The sequence below is a fragment of the Nocardia sp. NBC_01499 genome, from assembly GCF_045040275.1.
GTDB lineage: Bacteria > Actinomycetota > Actinomycetes > Mycobacteriales > Mycobacteriaceae > Nocardia.
The window spans coordinates 2,056,912-2,075,036 of the sequence record NZ_CP109426.1 but is presented as its reverse complement, the minus strand read 5'-3'; the positions used below and the strand labels follow the sequence as shown (position 1 = coordinate 2,075,036).

The 18,125-nt window shown below is 66.3% G+C and carries 18 protein-coding genes; 13 read left to right on the top strand and 5 right to left on the bottom strand.

The window, feature by feature from the left end; translation table 11 throughout:
• Nucleotides 1–4: 4 nt before the first annotated feature.
• From OG203_RS09430 to OG203_RS09375, 12 genes are all read left to right on the top strand, one after another.
• Nucleotides 5–1,465, top strand: coding sequence for a flotillin family protein (locus OG203_RS09430; protein ID WP_405165296.1), 1,461 nt, complete (start codon nt 5–7; stop codon nt 1,463–1,465).
• 387 nt (nt 1,466–1,852) lie between these two features.
• Nucleotides 1,853–2,728 (top strand): MlaE family ABC transporter permease, encoded by an 876-nt coding sequence (locus tag OG203_RS09425; RefSeq protein WP_405167809.1) that lies wholly within the window; start codon nt 1,853–1,855, stop codon nt 2,726–2,728.
• On the top strand, nt 2,728–3,597 hold the full coding sequence (locus OG203_RS09420) for an MlaE family ABC transporter permease (protein WP_405165295.1): 870 nt from the start codon (nt 2,728–2,730) through the stop codon (nt 3,595–3,597). Before OG203_RS09425 ends, OG203_RS09420 begins: the two co-directional genes overlap by 1 nt.
• Before the next feature lie 3 nt (nt 3,598–3,600).
• Nucleotides 3,601–4,629 carry an MlaD family protein gene (locus OG203_RS09415; RefSeq protein WP_405165294.1) on the top strand — a complete coding sequence of 343 codons (1,029 nt, stop codon included), beginning with the start codon at nt 3,601–3,603 and terminating at the stop codon, nt 4,627–4,629.
• Complete coding sequence (locus OG203_RS09410; RefSeq protein WP_405165293.1) at nt 4,626–5,633, top strand: MlaD family protein; 1,008 nt, start codon at nt 4,626–4,628, stop codon at nt 5,631–5,633. Before OG203_RS09415 ends, OG203_RS09410 begins: the two co-directional genes overlap by 4 nt.
• A complete protein-coding gene (locus tag OG203_RS09405) occupies nt 5,630–6,676 on the top strand; it encodes an MlaD family protein (protein WP_405165292.1) in 1,047 nt (348 codons plus the stop codon). The genes OG203_RS09410 and OG203_RS09405 overlap by 4 nt, the downstream gene beginning before the upstream one ends.
• Complete coding sequence (locus OG203_RS09400) at nt 6,676–7,725, top strand: MCE family protein (protein ID WP_405167808.1); 1,050 nt, start codon at nt 6,676–6,678, stop codon at nt 7,723–7,725. Before OG203_RS09405 ends, OG203_RS09400 begins: the two co-directional genes overlap by 1 nt.
• Nucleotides 7,722–8,741 carry an MlaD family protein gene (locus OG203_RS09395; RefSeq protein ID WP_405165291.1) on the top strand — a complete coding sequence of 340 codons (1,020 nt, stop codon included), beginning with the start codon at nt 7,722–7,724 and terminating at the stop codon, nt 8,739–8,741. The genes OG203_RS09400 and OG203_RS09395 overlap by 4 nt, the downstream gene beginning before the upstream one ends.
• Nucleotides 8,738–9,682, top strand: coding sequence for an MlaD family protein (locus tag OG203_RS09390; RefSeq protein ID WP_405165290.1), 945 nt, complete (start codon nt 8,738–8,740; stop codon nt 9,680–9,682). Before OG203_RS09395 ends, OG203_RS09390 begins: the two co-directional genes overlap by 4 nt.
• A 15-nt stretch (nt 9,683–9,697) precedes the next feature.
• On the top strand, nt 9,698–10,483 hold the full coding sequence (locus OG203_RS09385) for a hypothetical protein (RefSeq protein ID WP_405165289.1): 786 nt from the start codon (nt 9,698–9,700) through the stop codon (nt 10,481–10,483).
• 4 nt (nt 10,484–10,487) lie between these two features.
• Nucleotides 10,488–11,162, top strand: coding sequence for a TetR/AcrR family transcriptional regulator (locus OG203_RS09380; protein WP_405165288.1), 675 nt, complete (start codon nt 10,488–10,490; stop codon nt 11,160–11,162).
• The gene (locus OG203_RS09375) at nt 11,159–11,770 is read left to right on the top strand and encodes a TetR/AcrR family transcriptional regulator (protein WP_405165287.1); all 612 of its coding nucleotides are present in this window, start codon (nt 11,159–11,161) and stop codon (nt 11,768–11,770) included. The genes OG203_RS09380 and OG203_RS09375 overlap by 4 nt, the downstream gene beginning before the upstream one ends.
• Here OG203_RS09375 and pip read toward each other — a convergent pair.
• From pip to mptB, 5 genes are read right to left on the bottom strand one after another with little or no spacing between them, the layout of a single operon-like run.
• Nucleotides 11,767–12,765: a prolyl aminopeptidase gene (gene pip / locus OG203_RS09370; RefSeq protein WP_405165286.1), complete on the bottom strand. Its 999-nt coding sequence runs from the start codon at nt 12,763–12,765 to the stop codon at nt 11,767–11,769. The genes OG203_RS09375 and pip overlap by 4 nt on opposite strands.
• A gap of 40 nt (nt 12,766–12,805) precedes the next feature.
• Nucleotides 12,806–13,774, bottom strand: a complete 969-nt coding sequence (locus OG203_RS09365; RefSeq protein ID WP_405167807.1) for a COX15/CtaA family protein — start codon at nt 13,772–13,774, stop codon at nt 12,806–12,808.
• Between the two features lie 55 nt (nt 13,775–13,829).
• Complete coding sequence (locus OG203_RS09360) at nt 13,830–14,621, bottom strand: ABC transporter permease (protein ID WP_405165285.1); 792 nt, start codon at nt 14,619–14,621, stop codon at nt 13,830–13,832.
• Nucleotides 14,618–15,550 carry an ABC transporter ATP-binding protein gene (locus OG203_RS09355; protein ID WP_405165284.1) on the bottom strand — a complete coding sequence of 311 codons (933 nt, stop codon included), beginning with the start codon at nt 15,548–15,550 and terminating at the stop codon, nt 14,618–14,620. The genes OG203_RS09360 and OG203_RS09355 overlap by 4 nt, the downstream gene beginning before the upstream one ends.
• Entirely contained in the window at nt 15,547–17,241 is a 1,695-nt protein-coding gene (gene mptB / locus OG203_RS09350; protein ID WP_405165283.1) for a polyprenol phosphomannose-dependent alpha 1,6 mannosyltransferase MptB, read from the bottom strand. Before mptB ends, OG203_RS09355 begins: the two co-directional genes overlap by 4 nt.
• A gap of 105 nt (nt 17,242–17,346) precedes the next feature.
• On the opposite strand from mptB, the gene OG203_RS09345 reads away from it, so the two are divergent.
• The gene (locus OG203_RS09345; RefSeq protein ID WP_405165282.1) at nt 17,347–18,093 is read left to right on the top strand and encodes a TetR/AcrR family transcriptional regulator; all 747 of its coding nucleotides are present in this window, start codon (nt 17,347–17,349) and stop codon (nt 18,091–18,093) included.
• Nucleotides 18,094–18,125: the final 32 nt, after the last annotated feature.

Sequence of the window (18,125 nt, the reverse complement as noted above, 5' to 3'; positions counted from 1 at the left end):
CATCATGGACGTCCAAATCTTGGTCGTCATCGGGATCGTCGTCGTTGTTGTTCTGCTGTTGGCCGTGCTGTTCCGGCTGTCCTGGCGGGTCGCCGAACCCGATGAGGCGCTGATCATTTCGGGCTTCCGCGCCGGTGCTGGGCCCTCGGGTGTCGGCGAGAGCATGGGCTTTCGCATCGTCACCGGACGCGGCTGTTTCGTCATTCCCGGCTTGACCAAGGTGCGGTTCATCTCGCTGGAGGCGCACGAGAGCCAGATCCTGGTGCCGTGCGTGAGCCAGCAGAAGATCAACCTGGAACTCGGTGGAGTGGTGGTGTACAAGATCGGCGACGACTACCGGTCCATCGCCAACGCGGCGCGCCGCTTCCTGGATCGTCCGGCCCAGGAGCTGGAGACCAAGGTGCAGAACGTCTTCGTCGGGCATCTGCGAGCCATCGCGGGATCGATGACCGTCGAGGACATGATCAGCGATCAGGACAAGTTCTCCGAGCAAGTGCGCGACCGGTGCTCGCAGGAGATGGAGTCGTTCGGTCTTGTCATCGACAGCTTCCAGATCCAATCGATCGCCAGCGGCTCCAATTACATTGCCAACCTTGCGATTCCGCACCAGGCGGCGGTGGAGCAGAAGGCGCGGATCGCGCGGGCCAACGCCGACCGGGAGGCCATCGAGCAGGAGCAGGCGGCGCAGCGGCAGATCGCGCTCGCGATGCGCGACACCCAGATCAAGAAGGCGGAGTACCAGGCCGAGATCGACAGCGCCAGCCAGGAAGCCGCGCAGCAGGGGCCGCTCGCGGAGGCCACCGCGCGGCAGGCGGTCGTCGAGGTCGCCACGAAGGTATCTCAGCTCGAGGCGCAGCAGATGGAACAACAACTGCAGGTGGAGGTGCGCAAGCCCGCCGACGCCGAGGCCTACCGGCAGACCACCCTCGCGACCGCCAACCGTGACGCGCGGATCAGCCAGGCCGAGGCCGACGCGCAGGAAACCCGGCTGCGCGCGGAAGCCGCTGCGGCACAGACGAAGATGCAGGCGCTCGCCGAGGCCGAGTCGATCAAGCTGCGCGCGGCCGCGCAGGCCGACGCGACCAGGCTGGCCGGTCAGGCCGAGGCCGACGCGATCAAGGCGCGCGGCCTGGCCGAGGCCGACTCGGTCCGCGCGCACATGGCCGCCGAGGCGGCCGGCATCCAGCTGCGGTCCGAGGCGATGAGTCAGAACCAGGAGGCGGTCATCGCCCAGCAGATCGCCGAGAAGCTGCCACAGATCGTCGCTGCGGCCGCCGCGCCGTTCGAGCACATCGACCAGTTCACCGTGCTCAACGGCGCCCAAGGGGTGACCTCGGCGCTGGCCGAGATCATCCAGCAGGCGGGCGCGCTCACCTCGTTGGCCCGCGAATCATTGCTCCCCGTGGTCAACCCCGGCGCGAAGCCCGCCGAGAACGGACAGGCCGACCTCAAGCTGCCGAAGTAGACATCGCCACATACCCGGTCTGAGCAGCCGGAGGGCTGCATCGGTGATCAACACCGCCGCTGGATCGGGCACCTACTCGCGGCCCATGGGTGGCCCGGACAGTTAGGGCCAGCGCATCTAATTCGGCGAGTAAGGCAGGTACTTCGTCGACGCCGTGCACTCCGTAGCGAATGCACGGCGTCGACGATTCCGCCGCGTTCGCGGCAGGTGTGCTGGCGCGCGTCCCTCGCCTATCCGGCCGAGCCATCGACGTTTGCCTCACTTCGCCCGTCGTCGCCCGGACATTTTCCGGCCGGTCGGTCCGTGCAAATGGATTTGTATGCAACTGTCTCAGTCGGTGGGAGGATTAGGCCGAAACGGCCGCAGAGTGACATATCAGTCGGTTAAATTGTGCCTCGCCGGGGGGTGGAGTCCGGCGGAATTGAGGTAGCGGTGGTCGACAGGGTCGCTCGGGTGTCCGAGCCGCTGGTGCGGTGGGGATTCGAACTGGTTCTCAACAGTTTGCGGACCTTCGGCCGGACGCTGCAGCTCGCGGTCGCGGCGTTCAGCTTTCTCGTCGGCGACATCATCAAGCTGCGACATCCCTGGCGAGACACGCTGCAGCAAGGCTGGTTCATCGTCAGTGTGACCGCGATTCCCGCTGTGCTGGTGGCGATTCCGTTCGGCGTGATCGTCTCGGTGCAGGTCGGCAGCCTGACCCAGCAGGTGGGGGCGACCTCGGTGGCCGGTGCGGCGGGCGGGCTCGGCGTCATCCGGCAGGGCGCGCCGATGGTGACCGCGCTGTTGCTCGGCGGCGCGGCCGGGTCGGCGATCGCGTCGGATCTGGGGGCGCGCACCATCCGCGAGGAAGTAGACGCGTTGCGCACCATGGGAATTGATCCGGTGCGGCGACTGGTCGCGCCGCGGCTGGCGGCGATGCTCGTGCTGACGCCGCTGTTGTGCCTGCTTGTCATCTTCATGGGGGTGTTCACCGGTTACGTGGTCGCGGTCGGGTTCCAAGGGGTGACGCCGGGCAGCTATCTGTCGTCGTTCGCGGCCTTCGCGAGCATGGGCGATCTCGCGGTGGCGGTGGCGAAATCGGTCATCTTCGGGGTGATCGTGCTGATCGTCGCCTGCCAGCGCGGGCTGGAGGCGACGCACGGTCCCAAAGGTGTCGCGAACGCGGTAAACGCGGCCGTGGTGATCGGGGTGATCGCCGCGTTCGGCGTGAATCTCGTGATCACCCAGCTTGTTTCGATGTTCCTGCCGCAAAAGGTGGGCTGATGACCGAAGTTCCCGCCCAGTATCGGCCGTTCGGCCGGGCCGGCCGTTTCGTCGAGCGCGGCACCCGCGGACCGCTGACCCTGTTCGAATCGCTCGGCCATCAGCTGTCTTTCGTGATCCAGGTGCTCGCCGCGGTGCCGCACACGCTGCGCGCGTACCGCCGCCAGACCATGCTGACGCTCACCGACATCACCTGGGGCAGCGGCAATATCATCGTCGGCGGTGGCACGGTGGCGGTGCTGATCTTCCTCGGCGTCGCGGTCGGCGGCTCGATCGGCGTCGAGGGATTCACCGCGCTGAACATGGTCGGCATGGGTCCGCTGACCGGATTCGTCTCCGCCTACGCGAACACCAGGGAGATGGCGCCGATGGTCGCCGCGATCGGCTTCGCGGCGCAGGCGGGCTGCCGGATGACCGCCGAGATCGGCGCGATGCGCATCTCCGAGGAGATCGACGCGCTGGAAGCCATTGGCATCCGGCCGATTCCGTTCGTGGTGACCACCAGGGTGATCGCGGGCATGATCACGATCGTCCCGCTCTACCTGCTGACGCTGATCCTCAGCTATCTATCCTGCGCGGTGGTCGTCAATGTGCTGCACGGCCAGTCCTCCGGCACCTACTACCACTACTTCGACGCCTTCCTGCAACCCGGCGACGTGATCGCGTCGCTGATCAAGGCGACGGTCTTCGTGGTGATGATCATCCTGATCCACGGCTACCAAGGGTTTTACGCGACCGGCGGGCCGGAGGGGGTCGGGCGGGCCTCGGGCCGGGCGATCCGCGCGAGCCTGGTGCTTGTGGTGATCGCGGACATGATCATGACGATCGTCTTCTGGGGTCTCGATGTCGGAATCAAGATTTCGGGGTGACGCGTGCCGATATTCGTTGATCATTCAGGGCGCACCGCCGGGCGGTGGACGCTGCGGCTGCGCGGGCTCGTCGTTGCCGCCGTCATCCTGGTGTTCGCCGTGGTCACCACGCAATACGCGCAGGGGAAGTTCGCCGACAAGTTCACCCTCACCATCGATGCGGCCACCCTCGGCGAGGGGCTCGCGCCTGGCGCGGAGGTGAAGTTCCGCGGCTTCGGGATCGGCACCGTGCGCAAGGTGGAGACGGTCGACTACGGGCATCAGCGCATCGTGCTTGCGCTGGATCGCACGCAGGCCGCCGCGTTGACCGACGACGTGTCGGCCCGGTTCACCTCGTCGAACATCTTCGGTTCCAGCGCAATCGAATTGGTGAACAACGGCAAGGGCGGACGGCTGCCGGAGAACACCACGCTGTTCATCGGCGCCAACGCGACCAACGCGACGGTGTCGAGTGTGTTCCGCAGGGCGGCGCGGCTGACCCAGGTGCTCGATTCCGACACCGTGCGTGCGCTGTTCGATCTGCTGCTGGACAACACCGCCTCGCTAGGTCCCGCGGTGCAGTCGTTTTTCGCCACCGCAAGAGTGCTTGCCATGAATCAGCGTGCGCCGCTGGGCCATTACCTGGATATCGGCGCCGATGTCGGTACCGGTGTCGCGCGGACGACGCCACCGGTGGTCGACGTGATCCTCGGCGTGCTCGACAACAGCGAGTACTTCGGCAGCGCCGAAAACCGGGAGCGGACAAAGCATGCGCTGTCCGCGTTGGATACCGGACTGCTGCTGCCGGTCACCGAACTGTTGCGCAAGGACAACCCCGATCTGGCCACCATTATCGGCGGTGTGCTGGACCTGGTGGTGCCGATCAGCGCGTCCGTCGGCACGGTCGCGCCCGCCTACAACCGGCTGCCCGCGCTGCTCGCCCGCATCGACAGCGCGTTCCCGGTGATCGACGGCAAGGTGCAGCTGCAGCTCGAGGTGATCGTGAAAAACATGCCCTACCTTGCGGATTCGATAATCGGGGTGCCGCGATGAACAGTGTGACCGCCGCCGCCGTCAAGCTCGGCATCTTCATCGCGATCGTCGCGGTGTGCTCGGCTTTCATTGTGGCCGCGTTGAATACGCCGGTGCCGGAGGACAAGGTCTCCTATGACGCTGTCTTCACCGATATCTCGGGGCTCTACGCCGGGGACGTGGTGCGGATGTCCGGGGTGGCCGTCGGGAAGGTCGACAACGTCGCGTTGGACGGCACGCAGGCCAGGGTCCGGTTCACCGTCGACCGCCAGCGGCCGATCTTCGACAACACCGAAGCCGCTGTGCGCTACCAGGATCTGATCGGGCAGCGCTACATCGAACTGATGACGGCGAAGACCGGCGGGACGCGGCTCGCGGCGGGCGCCACCATTCCGGTGGAGCGCACCATCCCGAGTTTCGATGTGTCCAAACTGTTCAACGGCTTCAAGCCGCTGTTCGAGACCTTGGATACGGCCCAGCTCAACCAGTTCGGCACGAACATCCTGCGCGTGCTGCAGGGCGACGGCAGCGGCATCGGTCCCGCGCTCGCCGATCTGGACCAGCTCACCAAGCACGCCAAGAGCAGCGAGGCGGTCGTCGTGCTGCTCATCCACAACCTCGGCGAGATCTCCCAGTCGATCGGCGGAAAGTCCGCCGCGGTCGGCGATCTCGTCAAGCAGCTCAACGGCGTGCTGAGCCAGTTCGGCAGCAGGACCTCGACGATCATCACCGCCATCGAACAGGCCAACCGCACCCTGGTTCCGCTCATCCCGCTGCTCGAGGAGCTGCAAGGGGCCTACGACACGAGTTACCTGCCGTTGGACGGGCTGTTGCGCCGGTTGTTGCCGCAGACCGATCAGCTGGTCGAAATCCTGTCGCTGGTGCCGTCGTTGATCACCGGGCTCGATCAGAACATCCCGGCCAGCGGTCAGGCGAAGACGTATTCGTGTGCGGGTGGTCAGCTCGGGCTACCCGGTATCGGCAATGTCGTGCTCGGCAATCAGAAGCTGGTGGTGTGCAAATGACTGGTGCGGCAAGGCAACTGGCCGGACTGCCGTTCCGGTTGTTCGGCGAGATCAAACAGTTGCGGGCGGAGAAGTCGGAGTCCTGGGGCCAATTGCGGTGGGGGATAGCGGGTGTGCTGGTCAGCGTGCTCGGGCTGGTCGCCGCCGCGGTGGTGTACGTGGTGCCGTTCGGGGAGCAGTCCTATACGGCAGACTTCCGTAGCTCCGGCGGCACCCGCACCGGCGACGAGGTGCGGATCGCGGGAATCAAAGTGGGTCAGGTCCGTTCTGTGGATCTGGTCGGTGACCACGTGGAGGTGCGCTTCGGCGTGGATCACGACGTGCACGTCGGCGATGGTTCGGCCGTGGCGGTGAAGATGCTGACGCCGATCGGCGGGCACTACCTGTCGCTGGCGCCGCAGGGGGAGAAGGCGTTGGGCGGCAAGCACATTCCGCCGGAGCGGACCAGCACACCGTTCGAGCTGACCGACATCATCGACGTCGCCACCCCGGTGCTCGGTCAGGTCGACGGAACAACCTTGCGCAGCACCATTGCCGAGGTGAATGCCGCGCTGGCCGGTCAGCCCGACGCGGTCCGCTCGATCATCGGCAACTTCAACGACCTGACCGGCGTGCTGGCCGACCGGTCGAAGCAACTGGATTCGGCGGTGCAGGTGTCCGACGAATACGTCGGCGCGATCGCCACCGACCGGGCGGTGCTCGCCGACTTCGTGCGCGAATTGGGCGTCGTCGCTGTCGTTCTCGGGCAACGTAAAGGTGAGGTCATCCAGGTCTTCGAGATGCTGAGGCGGTTCTTCGCGGTGCTGCACCGGCCCGTAATGGCCTACGGCGATTCGATCGAGCCGTCGGTCGCCGAATTCGAGGACCTGTTCAACAAACTCGTGCAGGACCCCGGTCGGCTCGACACCGTCATCACGGGGATCAAGGACTTCATCGGGAAGATCTCGGCCATGCTCGGCGCGGACGGGGTGACCATCGACCAGTCCGCCAGCGTGATACGCGGTCCGGCACTGTGCATTCCGTTCGAGGGGAGGACGTGCTGATGCGGGCATGGGGCAGAACGGGTGTTGTCATCTCCGTCGTGCTTGTCACGGTCGCGGTGGTGGTCGGCGTGAGCGGTGCGACCTGGATCGATCGGGTGCGGCCGACTAAGCAGACCATCTGCGCCGAATTCACCGACACCGTAGGGCTTTACCAGGGCAACAGCGTCACCATGCTCGGCGTCGAGGTCGGCACCGTGTCGGGCATCGAGGCGCGTGGTGACCGCATGCAGGTGACGATGACCATCGACGGCAAACGTGATCTCCCCGCCGATATCCAGGCGGTGACCATGTCGAGCTCGATCGTCACCGACCGGCACGTCGAGCTGACCAAGACCTACACCGGTGGACCGAAATTCGATACCGCGCACTGCATTCCGTTGGAGCGCACCAAGACTCCGGTCGGCATCAGCGACGCCCTCGACGCGCTCGGGCGACTGTCCGGTGACCTGCTCGGCGCACAGCAGTCGCCGACGCCGGGCGCGCCGTCGGACACGCTGATCGACCAGACGATCACCGGTGCGGTGCGGTCGCTCGACGGCACCGGGCCGCAGTGGAATGCCTTGCTACAGCATCTGTCTCAGGTGATCGGTGATCCGGCCGATCGGGATGTGGTGATCCGCAGGCTCGTCGACAACCTCGATCAGCTCACCACGATGTTCATCACCAACTGGCCGGATATGCAGGCGCTGGTTGACAATCTGAAGAACGGTATCCAGCTGGTCGACGGGTTTTCCGCACAGCTGTCTCGGGCGGTCGATCTCGCGCTCCAGTTCCTGCCGGTGATCGCGCGCAATGTCGGCAAGTACGACCAGCAGTCCTATGCGTTCCTGGATCGGATCGTGCCGGAGGTACACCGCTATGCGGTGCTGGCGGGCAGCATCGTGGATCTGCTCGTGCAGCTGCCGCCATTGAGTGATCGGTTGACCAAGGTGTTCGACCCGGCGACGGGTGCGGTGCGGGTGAATTACCGTCCGCCGCACTATGAGTCGGCGGATGGCAGCCAGCCGGGCCTCGTTCAGGTGATCCTCGGATCATTGGGGGCGCCGTGAAGCGTGTGATACCCGTGCTTGCCGCGCTGGCGCTGTTGTTGACCGGCTGCGGTGTGCGCGCGACCGACGTGCCGATCCCCGGGACGTATCTGGCGGGGGACACCTTCTCGATCAGGATCGAATTCGGTTCGGTGCTCAACCTTCCCGACCGGGCCAAGGTCATCGCCGAGGGCGTCGAGGTCGGCATGCTCGACCGGATCGAGTTGATCGGGGACACCGCCGTCGCCACGGTGAAGCTGAAAGCCGATGTGCAACTGCCCAAGTCGACCACGGCGGAACTACGGCAGAGCACGATCCTCGGCGATATTCACATCGCGCTGGAGGCGCCGCCGAACGCGGGTCCGCCGTTCCTGGTGAACGGCGACGTCATCCCGCGTTCGCGCACGGTGCCCGCCGCCAATGTGGAGGACATCCTGTGGGCGATGTCGAATATCGTCACCGGCGGCCGATTCGGCGAAATGCAGCAGCTCGTCAACAGCGTCAACGCCTCCTTCCCGACCGACCCGGCGGATCTGTCGCGCATCCTTGCGGGCGGAAAGAACGCGCTGCACGACCTCGCCACGCACAGCGACGATATCGATCGAATCCTCGCCGCCGCGGCCAGTGTGACGACCACGCTGGAGGCGAACAAGGACAATGTCGACCGCACGCTCACCCTCGGGCCGAGCCGCGCGGCCGGTCTCTCGGATGTGCTGTTCGGCCTGGTTCAGTTGATCATCGACGGCGGCGAATTGGCCAGGTATGTCGGCGATCTCGCGCTGCCGGTGCGCGGTGACCTGCACGACGTCATCAGCATTCTCGCGCCCGCCGCACTCACCATCGCGAGCGCCGACACGACGGTTCCGATGAATGTCGACACGATGAACAAGCTGTTGCGCGACAAGCTGATCCCGTTCTTCAGTGCGCCACCGAACATTCGGGTGCAGCGGGTCACCTCGGACGCGGTCGCCGCCGACGCGTCGGCCCGCTCGGACGAGATGATCCAGGTGCTGCGGTCGATAGGAATGGTCCGATGAAGCTCTCCGGTCCGGTCTCACTGGTGCTGCTGCTCGTGATGACCGTGGTGTGCGCCGCGTACATGGCCATCGGGGTGCTCGACATCGATCCGCGACGCACGACGAATACCGTGACGGTGCTGATGGATTCGTCCGGCGGGCTGCTGCAGACCTCCCAGGTCGACCTGCGCGGCATGCGGATCGGCAAGGTGCGCGCCATCACCGCCACCGGCACCGGGCTCGCGGTGCGGATCGAGCTCGACGCGAAGTACCGGGTGCCGATCGACAGTGAGGTGCACGTCAGCAATCTGTCGGCGGCGGGCGAGCAGTTCATGGACTTCCGCCCGACCGGCATGGCAGGCCCGTATCTCGCCGACGGCAGCGTCATTCCGGCGCATCAGGTGCGCATCGCGACGACGGTCAGTGAGGCGCTTGCCAAGCTGGATGTGCTGAACTCGCAGATAGATCCGGCGAAGATCGAACAGCTCGCCACCATCCTGTCGCAGGGCTACGCGGGCCGGGAGAAGGAGATCGCCAACCTCACCCGAACCCTCACCATGACGGCGCAGCTGCTGCACGACAAGCGAGACGAGATCACCCGGCTGTATCAGAACGGGCAGCAGCTCGCGGAGAACTTCAACGGCTACGGACCGGTAATCGGTGGCTGGGCAGACGATTTCACCCAGGTGCTCCCCGAAGTCGTGCACCTGATCAAAGGCTTTCAAGGCTATTCCTATGCGGGCGAACATATCTGGGACGACCCGCTCGGCCCGCTCGTCCAAAAGATCGACCAATACCTGGCAGTACTGGGCCCCGACCTCGCCCACATAGCCACCGCCCTGAAACCGTCCACCAGCGTCCTGAAACCCCTCCGAGTAGACGCCGGTTCCATCATCGACCTGCTGTCGGCAACCTTCCCCGAGAACGGAACCGCCCGAATCACACTCGACGTCCCAAAATAGAGAGTTGAGGACACCATGCCCCCGAACGACCCCGCCGACACCCCCGACCCCACCTCCAACCCGCTGCCCGCGACCGTCTCTGAACCAGCGCCCGAGGCCGCTGCTGCTCCGGCGCCCGACGCCGTCACCGAGTCAACCCCCGTCACCGTTGCCGCCGCCCCCGAGCCTGTCGCCGCCCCCGAGGCTGCTTCCACCTCAGCGCGAGACACCGTCGCTACGGTATCGCCCGAAACTGTCACCGCTGCTGCGTCTGGTGCCGCCAGTCCAGTATCAGGACTGAAAAAGTTGCGGCGCAACGGGATCAGCTACATCTTGGGCGGGCTCACGGTTGTGCTCGCGGTGCTCAGCATTGTGCTCGGGCTGTCCTGGCACTCCAGTTCCGACGATCTCAGTGCGTTGCGGCAGCAGAATGCTGATCGGGACAAGGCGGCGGAGATCGCTAAGGATTACACGCTGCGTTCGCTTACCTACGATCACAACAATCTGCCCGCGTTCTTCGACGGGGTGCAGCGGGGTACGTCCGACGCGTTGCGCAAGCGGTATGACGAGGTGCATGACACGCTCGCGAAGATCATGACCGAGGCGCAGGTGGTTGCTACGGGGCAGGTGCTCGGCACGGCGGTGGACGCGCAAGGTAATGACCAGTATTCGGTGACGGTGTTCGCGACGCAGAAGACGCAGAATATCCAGCAGCCGACTCCGGCGACCGTACCGAATCTGCTGGTGGTCACCGTGGCGAAGAATGGCGGTAACTGGCAGGTGGTCGACTACGGGCCGAAAGGTGAGGCGCCTGGACGTTAGTGCTGTGCCGGATCAGTCAGGCGCGGCCCGCCGCGGTCGGCCACCGCTTGCCGGTCTGCCGGAACGGCGCAGGCAGCAGATCATCGAATCGGCGTACGCGGTGTTCGTCGAGCGCGGTTATGAGGCGACGGCGATCTCCGATGTGGCCGCGCATGCGGGTATCGGGCAGGGCACGGTGTACCGGTACTTCGTGAGTAAGCGCGAAATCCTCGACCACGTAGTCGATTTCGGCTTCGGCAAGCTCGTCGACGCGTTGGAGCCGCATACGCTGCTCAGTCGCCCGACCTCGGCCGAGGAGATGCTCGCCGGTGTCGGGGCGGCCATCGTGCGGTTGTACACGATGCTGGAGCGCGATCCTGACTTCGTTCGGCTGGTGCTCGTCGAGGCGAGTGCGATCGACAAGGAGCTGAGCGATCGGCTGCTCGGTGTGGAGTTGCTCGTCAGTACCTTTGTGGCGCAAGAACTTCGGCGCGGTGTCGCGAACGGATGGATTCGCGCGGACATCGATCCGGAGGTGACCGCGCACATTACGCTGACCCTTGTGGTGCCCGGATTGTTGCAAGAGATGCGCGGCGACAACACGCCGCAGGCGCGAGAACGGGCCACCGCCGGTGTCCTCACTTTGCTCGGAAAGGCATTGCGGCCACGCGATTCCGTCGCGGCCGGACCCGCTCTATGAATGTCGAGGACCGCGGCGTCAGACGCCGCGCGGAACTGGTGTTCGCCGCCTATGAGCTGTTCGTGGACAAGGGTTATCGCTGCGTCGTTGTCGCCGATATCGTCGCCCGCGCCGGTGTCAGCCACGGCACCTTCTACAACTACTTCACCAACAAGCGCGACGTCCTCGACGCGGTCATCGACCACTATTTCGCGTTGATCCGCGACCGCGTCTTCAGCCGGGCGGTGACCGGGCAGCGTCCGCGGACCCTCGACGAGTTCTGCGCGCTGTTCATCCGCGTCATCGATCATTGCTACGAATTGGTCCAAGACGAACCAGGTTTGGTGACCTTCATCCTCATCGAGGCGACCTCGATCGATGACCGGGTCGCCGAGCGCTCGATGCAGAACCTGACCGGCTACGGCGACGAGGCCACCGCCTGGATCAAGAACGGAATCGCCCTCGGCTACCTGGATCCCACCCTCGACCCGAGGCTGACCGGCGAGCTTCTGCTCTCGATCCTGTTGTCCGCCTTGCTGTCCGCGATCCGCGACGGCGCCGACGGACTTGACCCGCAACGCGTCAGAACCGACCTCGTCGCGTTCGTCCGCGCGGCGCTCGAACCCTAACGGCGGCCGAAGCGGGCGACGGCGTCGAAGATCGTCGCGCGCATGATCGGGCTGCCGGTGTGGCCGGATTCGTCGATGATGTGCAGTTCGGCATCGGGCCATGCCTTGGCCAGCTGCCAGGCGTACCGCAACGGAGTGCCGAGATCCAGGCGTCCGTGGATCAGTACGCCGGGGATTCCGGCCAGCTTGTGCGCGTTATCGAGCAGTTGTCCGTCCGGCAACCAGGCGCCATTGGCGAAATAGTGCGTGCAGATCCGGACGAAGGCGAGCATCGCCGCATCGGGTTTGCTGCTGTATTGGCCTGGGTTGCCGAGGGATTCGTGTGCGATGACGGCGTCTTCCCACGTGCACCAACTGCGCGCCGCCGTCGCGCGTACCGCCGGGTCGGCGTCGTTCATCAAACGGCTGTACGCGGCAACGAGATTCCCGTCCCGCTCGGATTCCGGCAGCGCGTCGCGGAACGCCTCCCACGGGCCCGGCAGGAAGCGGGCGACGCCGCGGTAGAGCCACTCGGTCTCCTCGGGTCTGGTCATCGTGACACCGACCAGAATGATCTCGGACACCCGCTCGGGATACCGCTGCGCGTAGGCGAGGATCAGCGTCGACCCCCAGGAACCGCCGTACAGCAGCCATCTTTCGACGCCGAGGTGGACCCGAAGCCGCTCCATGTCGGCGATCAGATGCTCAGTGGTGTTGTGCGCCATGTCGACCGACGGATCCGAGGCGTGCGGCAGGCTTTCACCGCAGCCACGCTGATCGAACAGGATGGCGCGATAGACGCTGGGGTCGAAGGTCTTTCGCGCACCGCGACGGCCGCCACCGCCGGGCCCGCCGTGCACAACCAGCGCCGGTTTGCCGTCCGGATTACCGCTGGTCTCCCAGTAGATCTGGTTACCGTCCCCGACATCCAACAGCCCGTGCGCATAGGGCTCGATGTCGGGAAACGGTTGTGCCGCTACGCCTTCCGGCTGGTTCGCATTCGACGCCACTCCCATGGCCTCGAGCGTAGTCAACCTCGGGTCGGGCTGGGCTTGATTATGCGGACTGCTTCGCGGGGAGCGGGGCGTCGACCTTTTCCCTGGTGCGCAGGGATGCCCAGAGGGCGGCGGTGGCGGCGACGCAGGCGGTGGCCCCGCCGACGTGGACGACGACGAGGGCGGCTGGGACGTGGGTGAAGTACTGCACGATGCCGACCAGGGCCTGCGAGCAGACGAGGGCGAGCAGCACGAACATGCGGTTGCGGATCGCGGGGGTGATGCCGACCGCGAACAGGCCGAAGGCCAGGCCGATCAGCAGCGCGAGGTAGCCGACGAGCAGTTGGGAATGCAGGTGCACGAGGGTGACGATTTCGATCTGCAGGCGTGCCACCGGACGCTCGATGCTCTTGTCGCCGGCGTGCGGTCCGGCGGCGGTGACCAGGGTTCCGGCGATCAGCACACCGGTCAGCGCGACACCGCTGAGGGCGGTGAGCCAGCGCAGCGGGGCGGGGGCCTGCACGGTGGCGATGCCGTCGTCGGGTTGGTTGATCTTCGCGTAGAGCACAACGGCAAGCCAGACCATCAGCATGGACGCGAGCAGGTGCACCGAGACGGTCCACCAGAGCAGGCCGGTGCGCACGGTGATGCCGCCGATGATGCCCTGCAGCAGCGTGCCGCCCGGCATCAGCCAGGCGTAGGTCAGCACGTCGCGGCGGCGCCGGGCGCGGGTGACCGCGAGCACGATCAGCGCGGCGCACAGCGAGACGGCGAAGGTGAGCAGCCGGTTGCTGAACTCGACGGTCTGATGCAGGACCGGCACCTCGGAGACGCCGATCGGGGTGAAGCTGCCCGGGAAACACTGCGGCCAGGTCGGGCAGCCGAGGCCGGAGGCGGTGACCCGGACGACGGCTCCGGTGACCGAGATGCCCGCCTGCGAGAGGATGACCGCGATCGCGATCAGTCGCTGCACCCGCAGCGAGGGCAGCGGCAGCTTGTCGACGAGTCGCAGAAAGGCGCGATACAGCACGTCACGATGGTAGAGCACGGTCAACTACACGCTGTCGTTGGTACCGTGCGCGGTGCTATTCGAAGCGGAAGTAGCGTGCGGCGAGGATGCCGGAGATCGCGCCCCACGCGGCGAGCACGGCGATGCCGAACCAGTCGATGCTGCTGCGCATCGCGTCCTCGAGGGTGACCGCCAGCGCACCCGAGGGGATCAGGCGGGCAAGCACATTCACCGCGGTCGGCATGTCGTTGGAGGCGAACACCAGGCTGGCGATGCCGAGCATGACGAACCACAGGATGTTCGCAAGCGCCAGCACGATTTCCGCCTTCAGCGTGCCGCCGAGCAGCAGGCCCATGGCCGCGAAAGTCGCGGTGCCGAGCGCGATTACGAGCGCGCCAAGGGCTAATCCGGCGGGTTCGGGCCGCCAGCCGAGCGCGAAGCCGATGACGCCGAGCAGAATCGCTTGCAGCACAACGACGATCAGCACCGCCGCGCTCTTGCCCGCGATGATGCCCCAGCGTGGTAGCGCGGTGGCGCCGAGCCGTTTCAGCGCGCCGTAGCGGCGGTCGAAGCCGACGGCGATGGCCTGTCCGGTGAACGCGGTCGACATGATCGCCACCATCATCACCGCTGGCACGATCTTGTCCACCCGGTCGTCGCCGAGGTCGCCGAACGGCAGCAGGCTAAGCCCGACGAGCAGGGTGATCGGAATGAACATGGTCAGCAGCAGCTGTTCGCCGTTGCGCAGCAACAGGATCAGCTCGAGCCGCGTCTGCGCGATCATCATCGCGGCGCGCGAGTTCGGCCGTGGGTCGGGGGCGAAGGTGCCCGGCGCGAAGCGGTTGGCGGTCAGGTCGGGCTTGGTCATCCGCGTAGGTCCCGTCCGGTGAGTTCGAGGAAGACGTCTTCGAGCCTGCGCTGATCGATCCGAATGTCGGTGGCGAGCACGTTCACTCGCGCGCACCACGCGGTCACGGTGGCGAGCACCTGCGGATTGATCTCGCCCTCGACCAGATACGTGCCCGGCGTGGTCTCCCGTGGCGAAAAACCTTCCGGCAGCGCCGATTTCAGCAGATCGAGATCGAGTTTCGGTGGGGCCGAGAAGCGTAGCTGCCCCGCAGCGCCATGCGCGGTCACCTCGGCGGGCGTCCCCGAGGCGACGATGCGGCCGTGATCGATGATCACCAGCTGGTCGGCGAGCTGCTCGGCCTCGTCCATCAGGTGGGTGGTGAGCACAACGGTCACCCCGTCGCGGCGCAACGCGTCGATCAACTCCCATACGATCAGCCGCGCCTGCGCGTCGAGCCCCGCGGTCGGCTCGTCCAGGAACACGATCTCCGGCTTACCGACCAGCGCACACGCCAACGCAAGGCGCTGCTGCTGGCCGCCGGACAGCCGTCGATACGGCGTCCCCCGATTGTCCTGTAGGCCGAGCGTCCGCAGTAACCACTCGGGGTCAAGCGGATCGGCGGAGTAGGCGGCCACCAGATCGAGCATCTCGCCCGCCTTCGCCCCCGGATAGGCGCCGCCGCCCTGCAACATCACCCCGATGCGCGGCCGCAGCCGATCGGAATCGGCGATCGGATCGAGCCCGAGCACGCGCACCGAACCCGCGTCCGGCGTCACGAATCCCTCGCACATCTCGACCGTGGTGGTTTTGCCGGCCCCGTTCGGACCGAGCAGCGCGAGTACTTGGGCCCGTTCGACATCGAAGCGCAAACCGTCGACCGCCGTGGTCTCGCCGTAACGCTTGACGACACCGTCGACGCGAACGGCAGGTCCGGAGGCGAGGTTCACGATGTCACACCGTAAGACGTGGCCGCCTGTGACGGAGCCGACACCCCCCGCTCGCCGCGCCACGGCAGTTTGTTACGGGTGATCACGATGAACAGTACCGAGACGATCACGGTGGCGATGGCGGCGCCGACGATCTGGAAGACCTCGAGGTCGGCGCCGCGCGGCATCAGGATGACGCTGACGACCGCCGAGAAGGCCACGGCGGGAACGCGGAACGCGGGCCGGGTGGCCCAGGCGGCCAGCGGCACGATCGCCCACAGCACATACCAGGGCTGCACCACCGGGAACAGCAGTACGATCGCGCCCATCGCGACGCCGAGCGCGCCGACCGGATGCAGCCGCCCGGCGCCGGTGGCGACCAGCATGCGCACGGTGAAGAACCCCGCGATCACCGCGGCGATCGGCCGGGTGATGCTCAACAACGCGGTGGTGTGGTCGCCGAGCCCGAGCAGCACGCCGCCGAATCCGGTGATGATGCCGAGCACCGTCGGCACCGACATCCAGCTGCGCACCGCGTTGGCGACACCGAGGGTGTGGATCCAGCCGAAACCGAGCCCGCTCATCGCGCCGATGAAAACCGTTGTGCCGATGGCGATCGCGCCGATCATGGTCGCCGCGACGGCCACGTTGCGCAGCGTGAAACCCCAGCGTCTGGCCAGCGCCATGCCGACGAACCCGAGCGCGACGATCGAGGTCAATTTCACCGACGACGACATCGTGATGACGATCGCCCCGCCGATCAACCACGCGTAGGCCCGTTCGTTGAACGGATGGATGTCCTCGATGGCGCGTAAGCAGAACTCCATCCCGGCCAGCATCAGCCCGAGCATCAGGGCGTCGTTGTGCACGCCGCCGACCAGATGGAACAGCACCAGTGGATTCGCGGCACCAAGCCACAGCGCGCTCACCGGTGCGACGCCGCAGCGCACCGAAAGTCTCGGCAGCGCCCAGACGATCAACGCGACACCGGCCAGCGCGAGCATCCGGTGCACCCACACGCCCGCGATGATGTTGTCGCCGGTGATCTCGGCGATGCCGCGGCCGATCCAGAGGAACAGCGGACCGTACGGCGCCGGGGTGTCGCGCCAGATGGTCGGCACATTGTTGGTCAGTACGTTGTCGATGCCGAGCCCCGCGACCGGCCCCTCCTGATAGGGGTCTATACCGCGTGCCGCGATTTCGCTTTGTGCCAGATAGGAATACACGTCGTTGCTGAACAGCGGCGGGGCGACGCTGAGCGGGATGATCCAGAGCAGCAGGGTGCGGTCGAGTTGGGAGCGGGTCAGCCGATGGCGTGGGGCACCGCCGATGCCACCGACCGCGAAGCGGCCGAGCAGCAGCCAAGCGAGCACAACGACGACCGTGCCGGTCATGCACATGGCGAGCGAGCCGGTGTGCGCGCGGGCGAAGATGCCGAGCACGCGGACGCCCGAGGTGGGGTTCTGATGCACCGGCTGCGCGCCGATGCCGAGGGCGCTGATCGCCATCAGCACCGTTCCGGTCGCGCCCATCAGGCGGATGCGGTCGAGTTGGACGCGTTCCTTCTGGTCGAGGCCGGGGACTTCGGTCTCGTCCTGGTGCAGGACCGCGATCGTGTGATCGGCGGTCGGCACGTCTAACCCGAGTGCTCGGCGCCCGAATGCCAGTGTCCTGCGCCGCGCGCCCTCCAGTACCGCCACGAGACGAAGCATAAGGGGCGCGGTCGGACCGAGTCCGGCCACAGACCGCACCGGCCATGGTGACGGGCAGTGCTCGTTCCAATCGGAAGCGTCGCCGACCGGGGCACAATCAGACATATGGTTTCGGAGTCCAGGCGGCGGATCGAGGTCGCCGCGTGCGGGCTGCTCGCACGGCACGGGTATCACGGGTTCGGTCTCAAGGCGTTGAGCGAGGCGGCCGGATTGCCGTATGGGTCTATCTACCACCACTTTCCGGGTGGCAAGGAGGAGATCGCGGTCGCCGCCATCACCGGGACGGGGACGTTGACCGGACGGATGATCAGGCAGGCGCCGACCGATGTCTTCGCCACCACGACCACCATCTTCGACTTCATGGTCGACAAGCTGGCCGCCTCGGAATGGGACGACGGCTGCCCGATCGGCACACCCGCGCTTGACGGCGGCAGCGATATCGAGGCGATCCGCGCCGCCTGCGGCACGGCCTTCGAGACGATGGAGCAGGCGTTCGTCGGATTGCTCGGCGAATTGGGGTTGTCCGCGCAGGACGCGGGGGAGTTGGCCACCACGGTGGTCGCCGCGTATGAGGGCGCGACCATTCTGGCCAGGGTGCGTCGCTCGGAGGCGCCGCTGCGCACGGTCGCCGCGGCGATGGAGCGGCTGATTCGGGTGACCTTCACCGAGGCAGGGCTGCTGAATGCCGAGGCGGGTGCGGTGGACTCGGATCCGTCGGGCACCGGATCGTCGGATATCGACGCCGGGATGCCCGCGGTGGACTCGGCCCTGTCGGTCGAGGCGCGGGTGGTGGCGGCGGCCGAGGCATCGGATCCGACCGGAAATGTTCCGGAAGTTGTTGTCGAGCAATGAAATTCCGCGCGGAGGCATTGACTAGAAAGAAC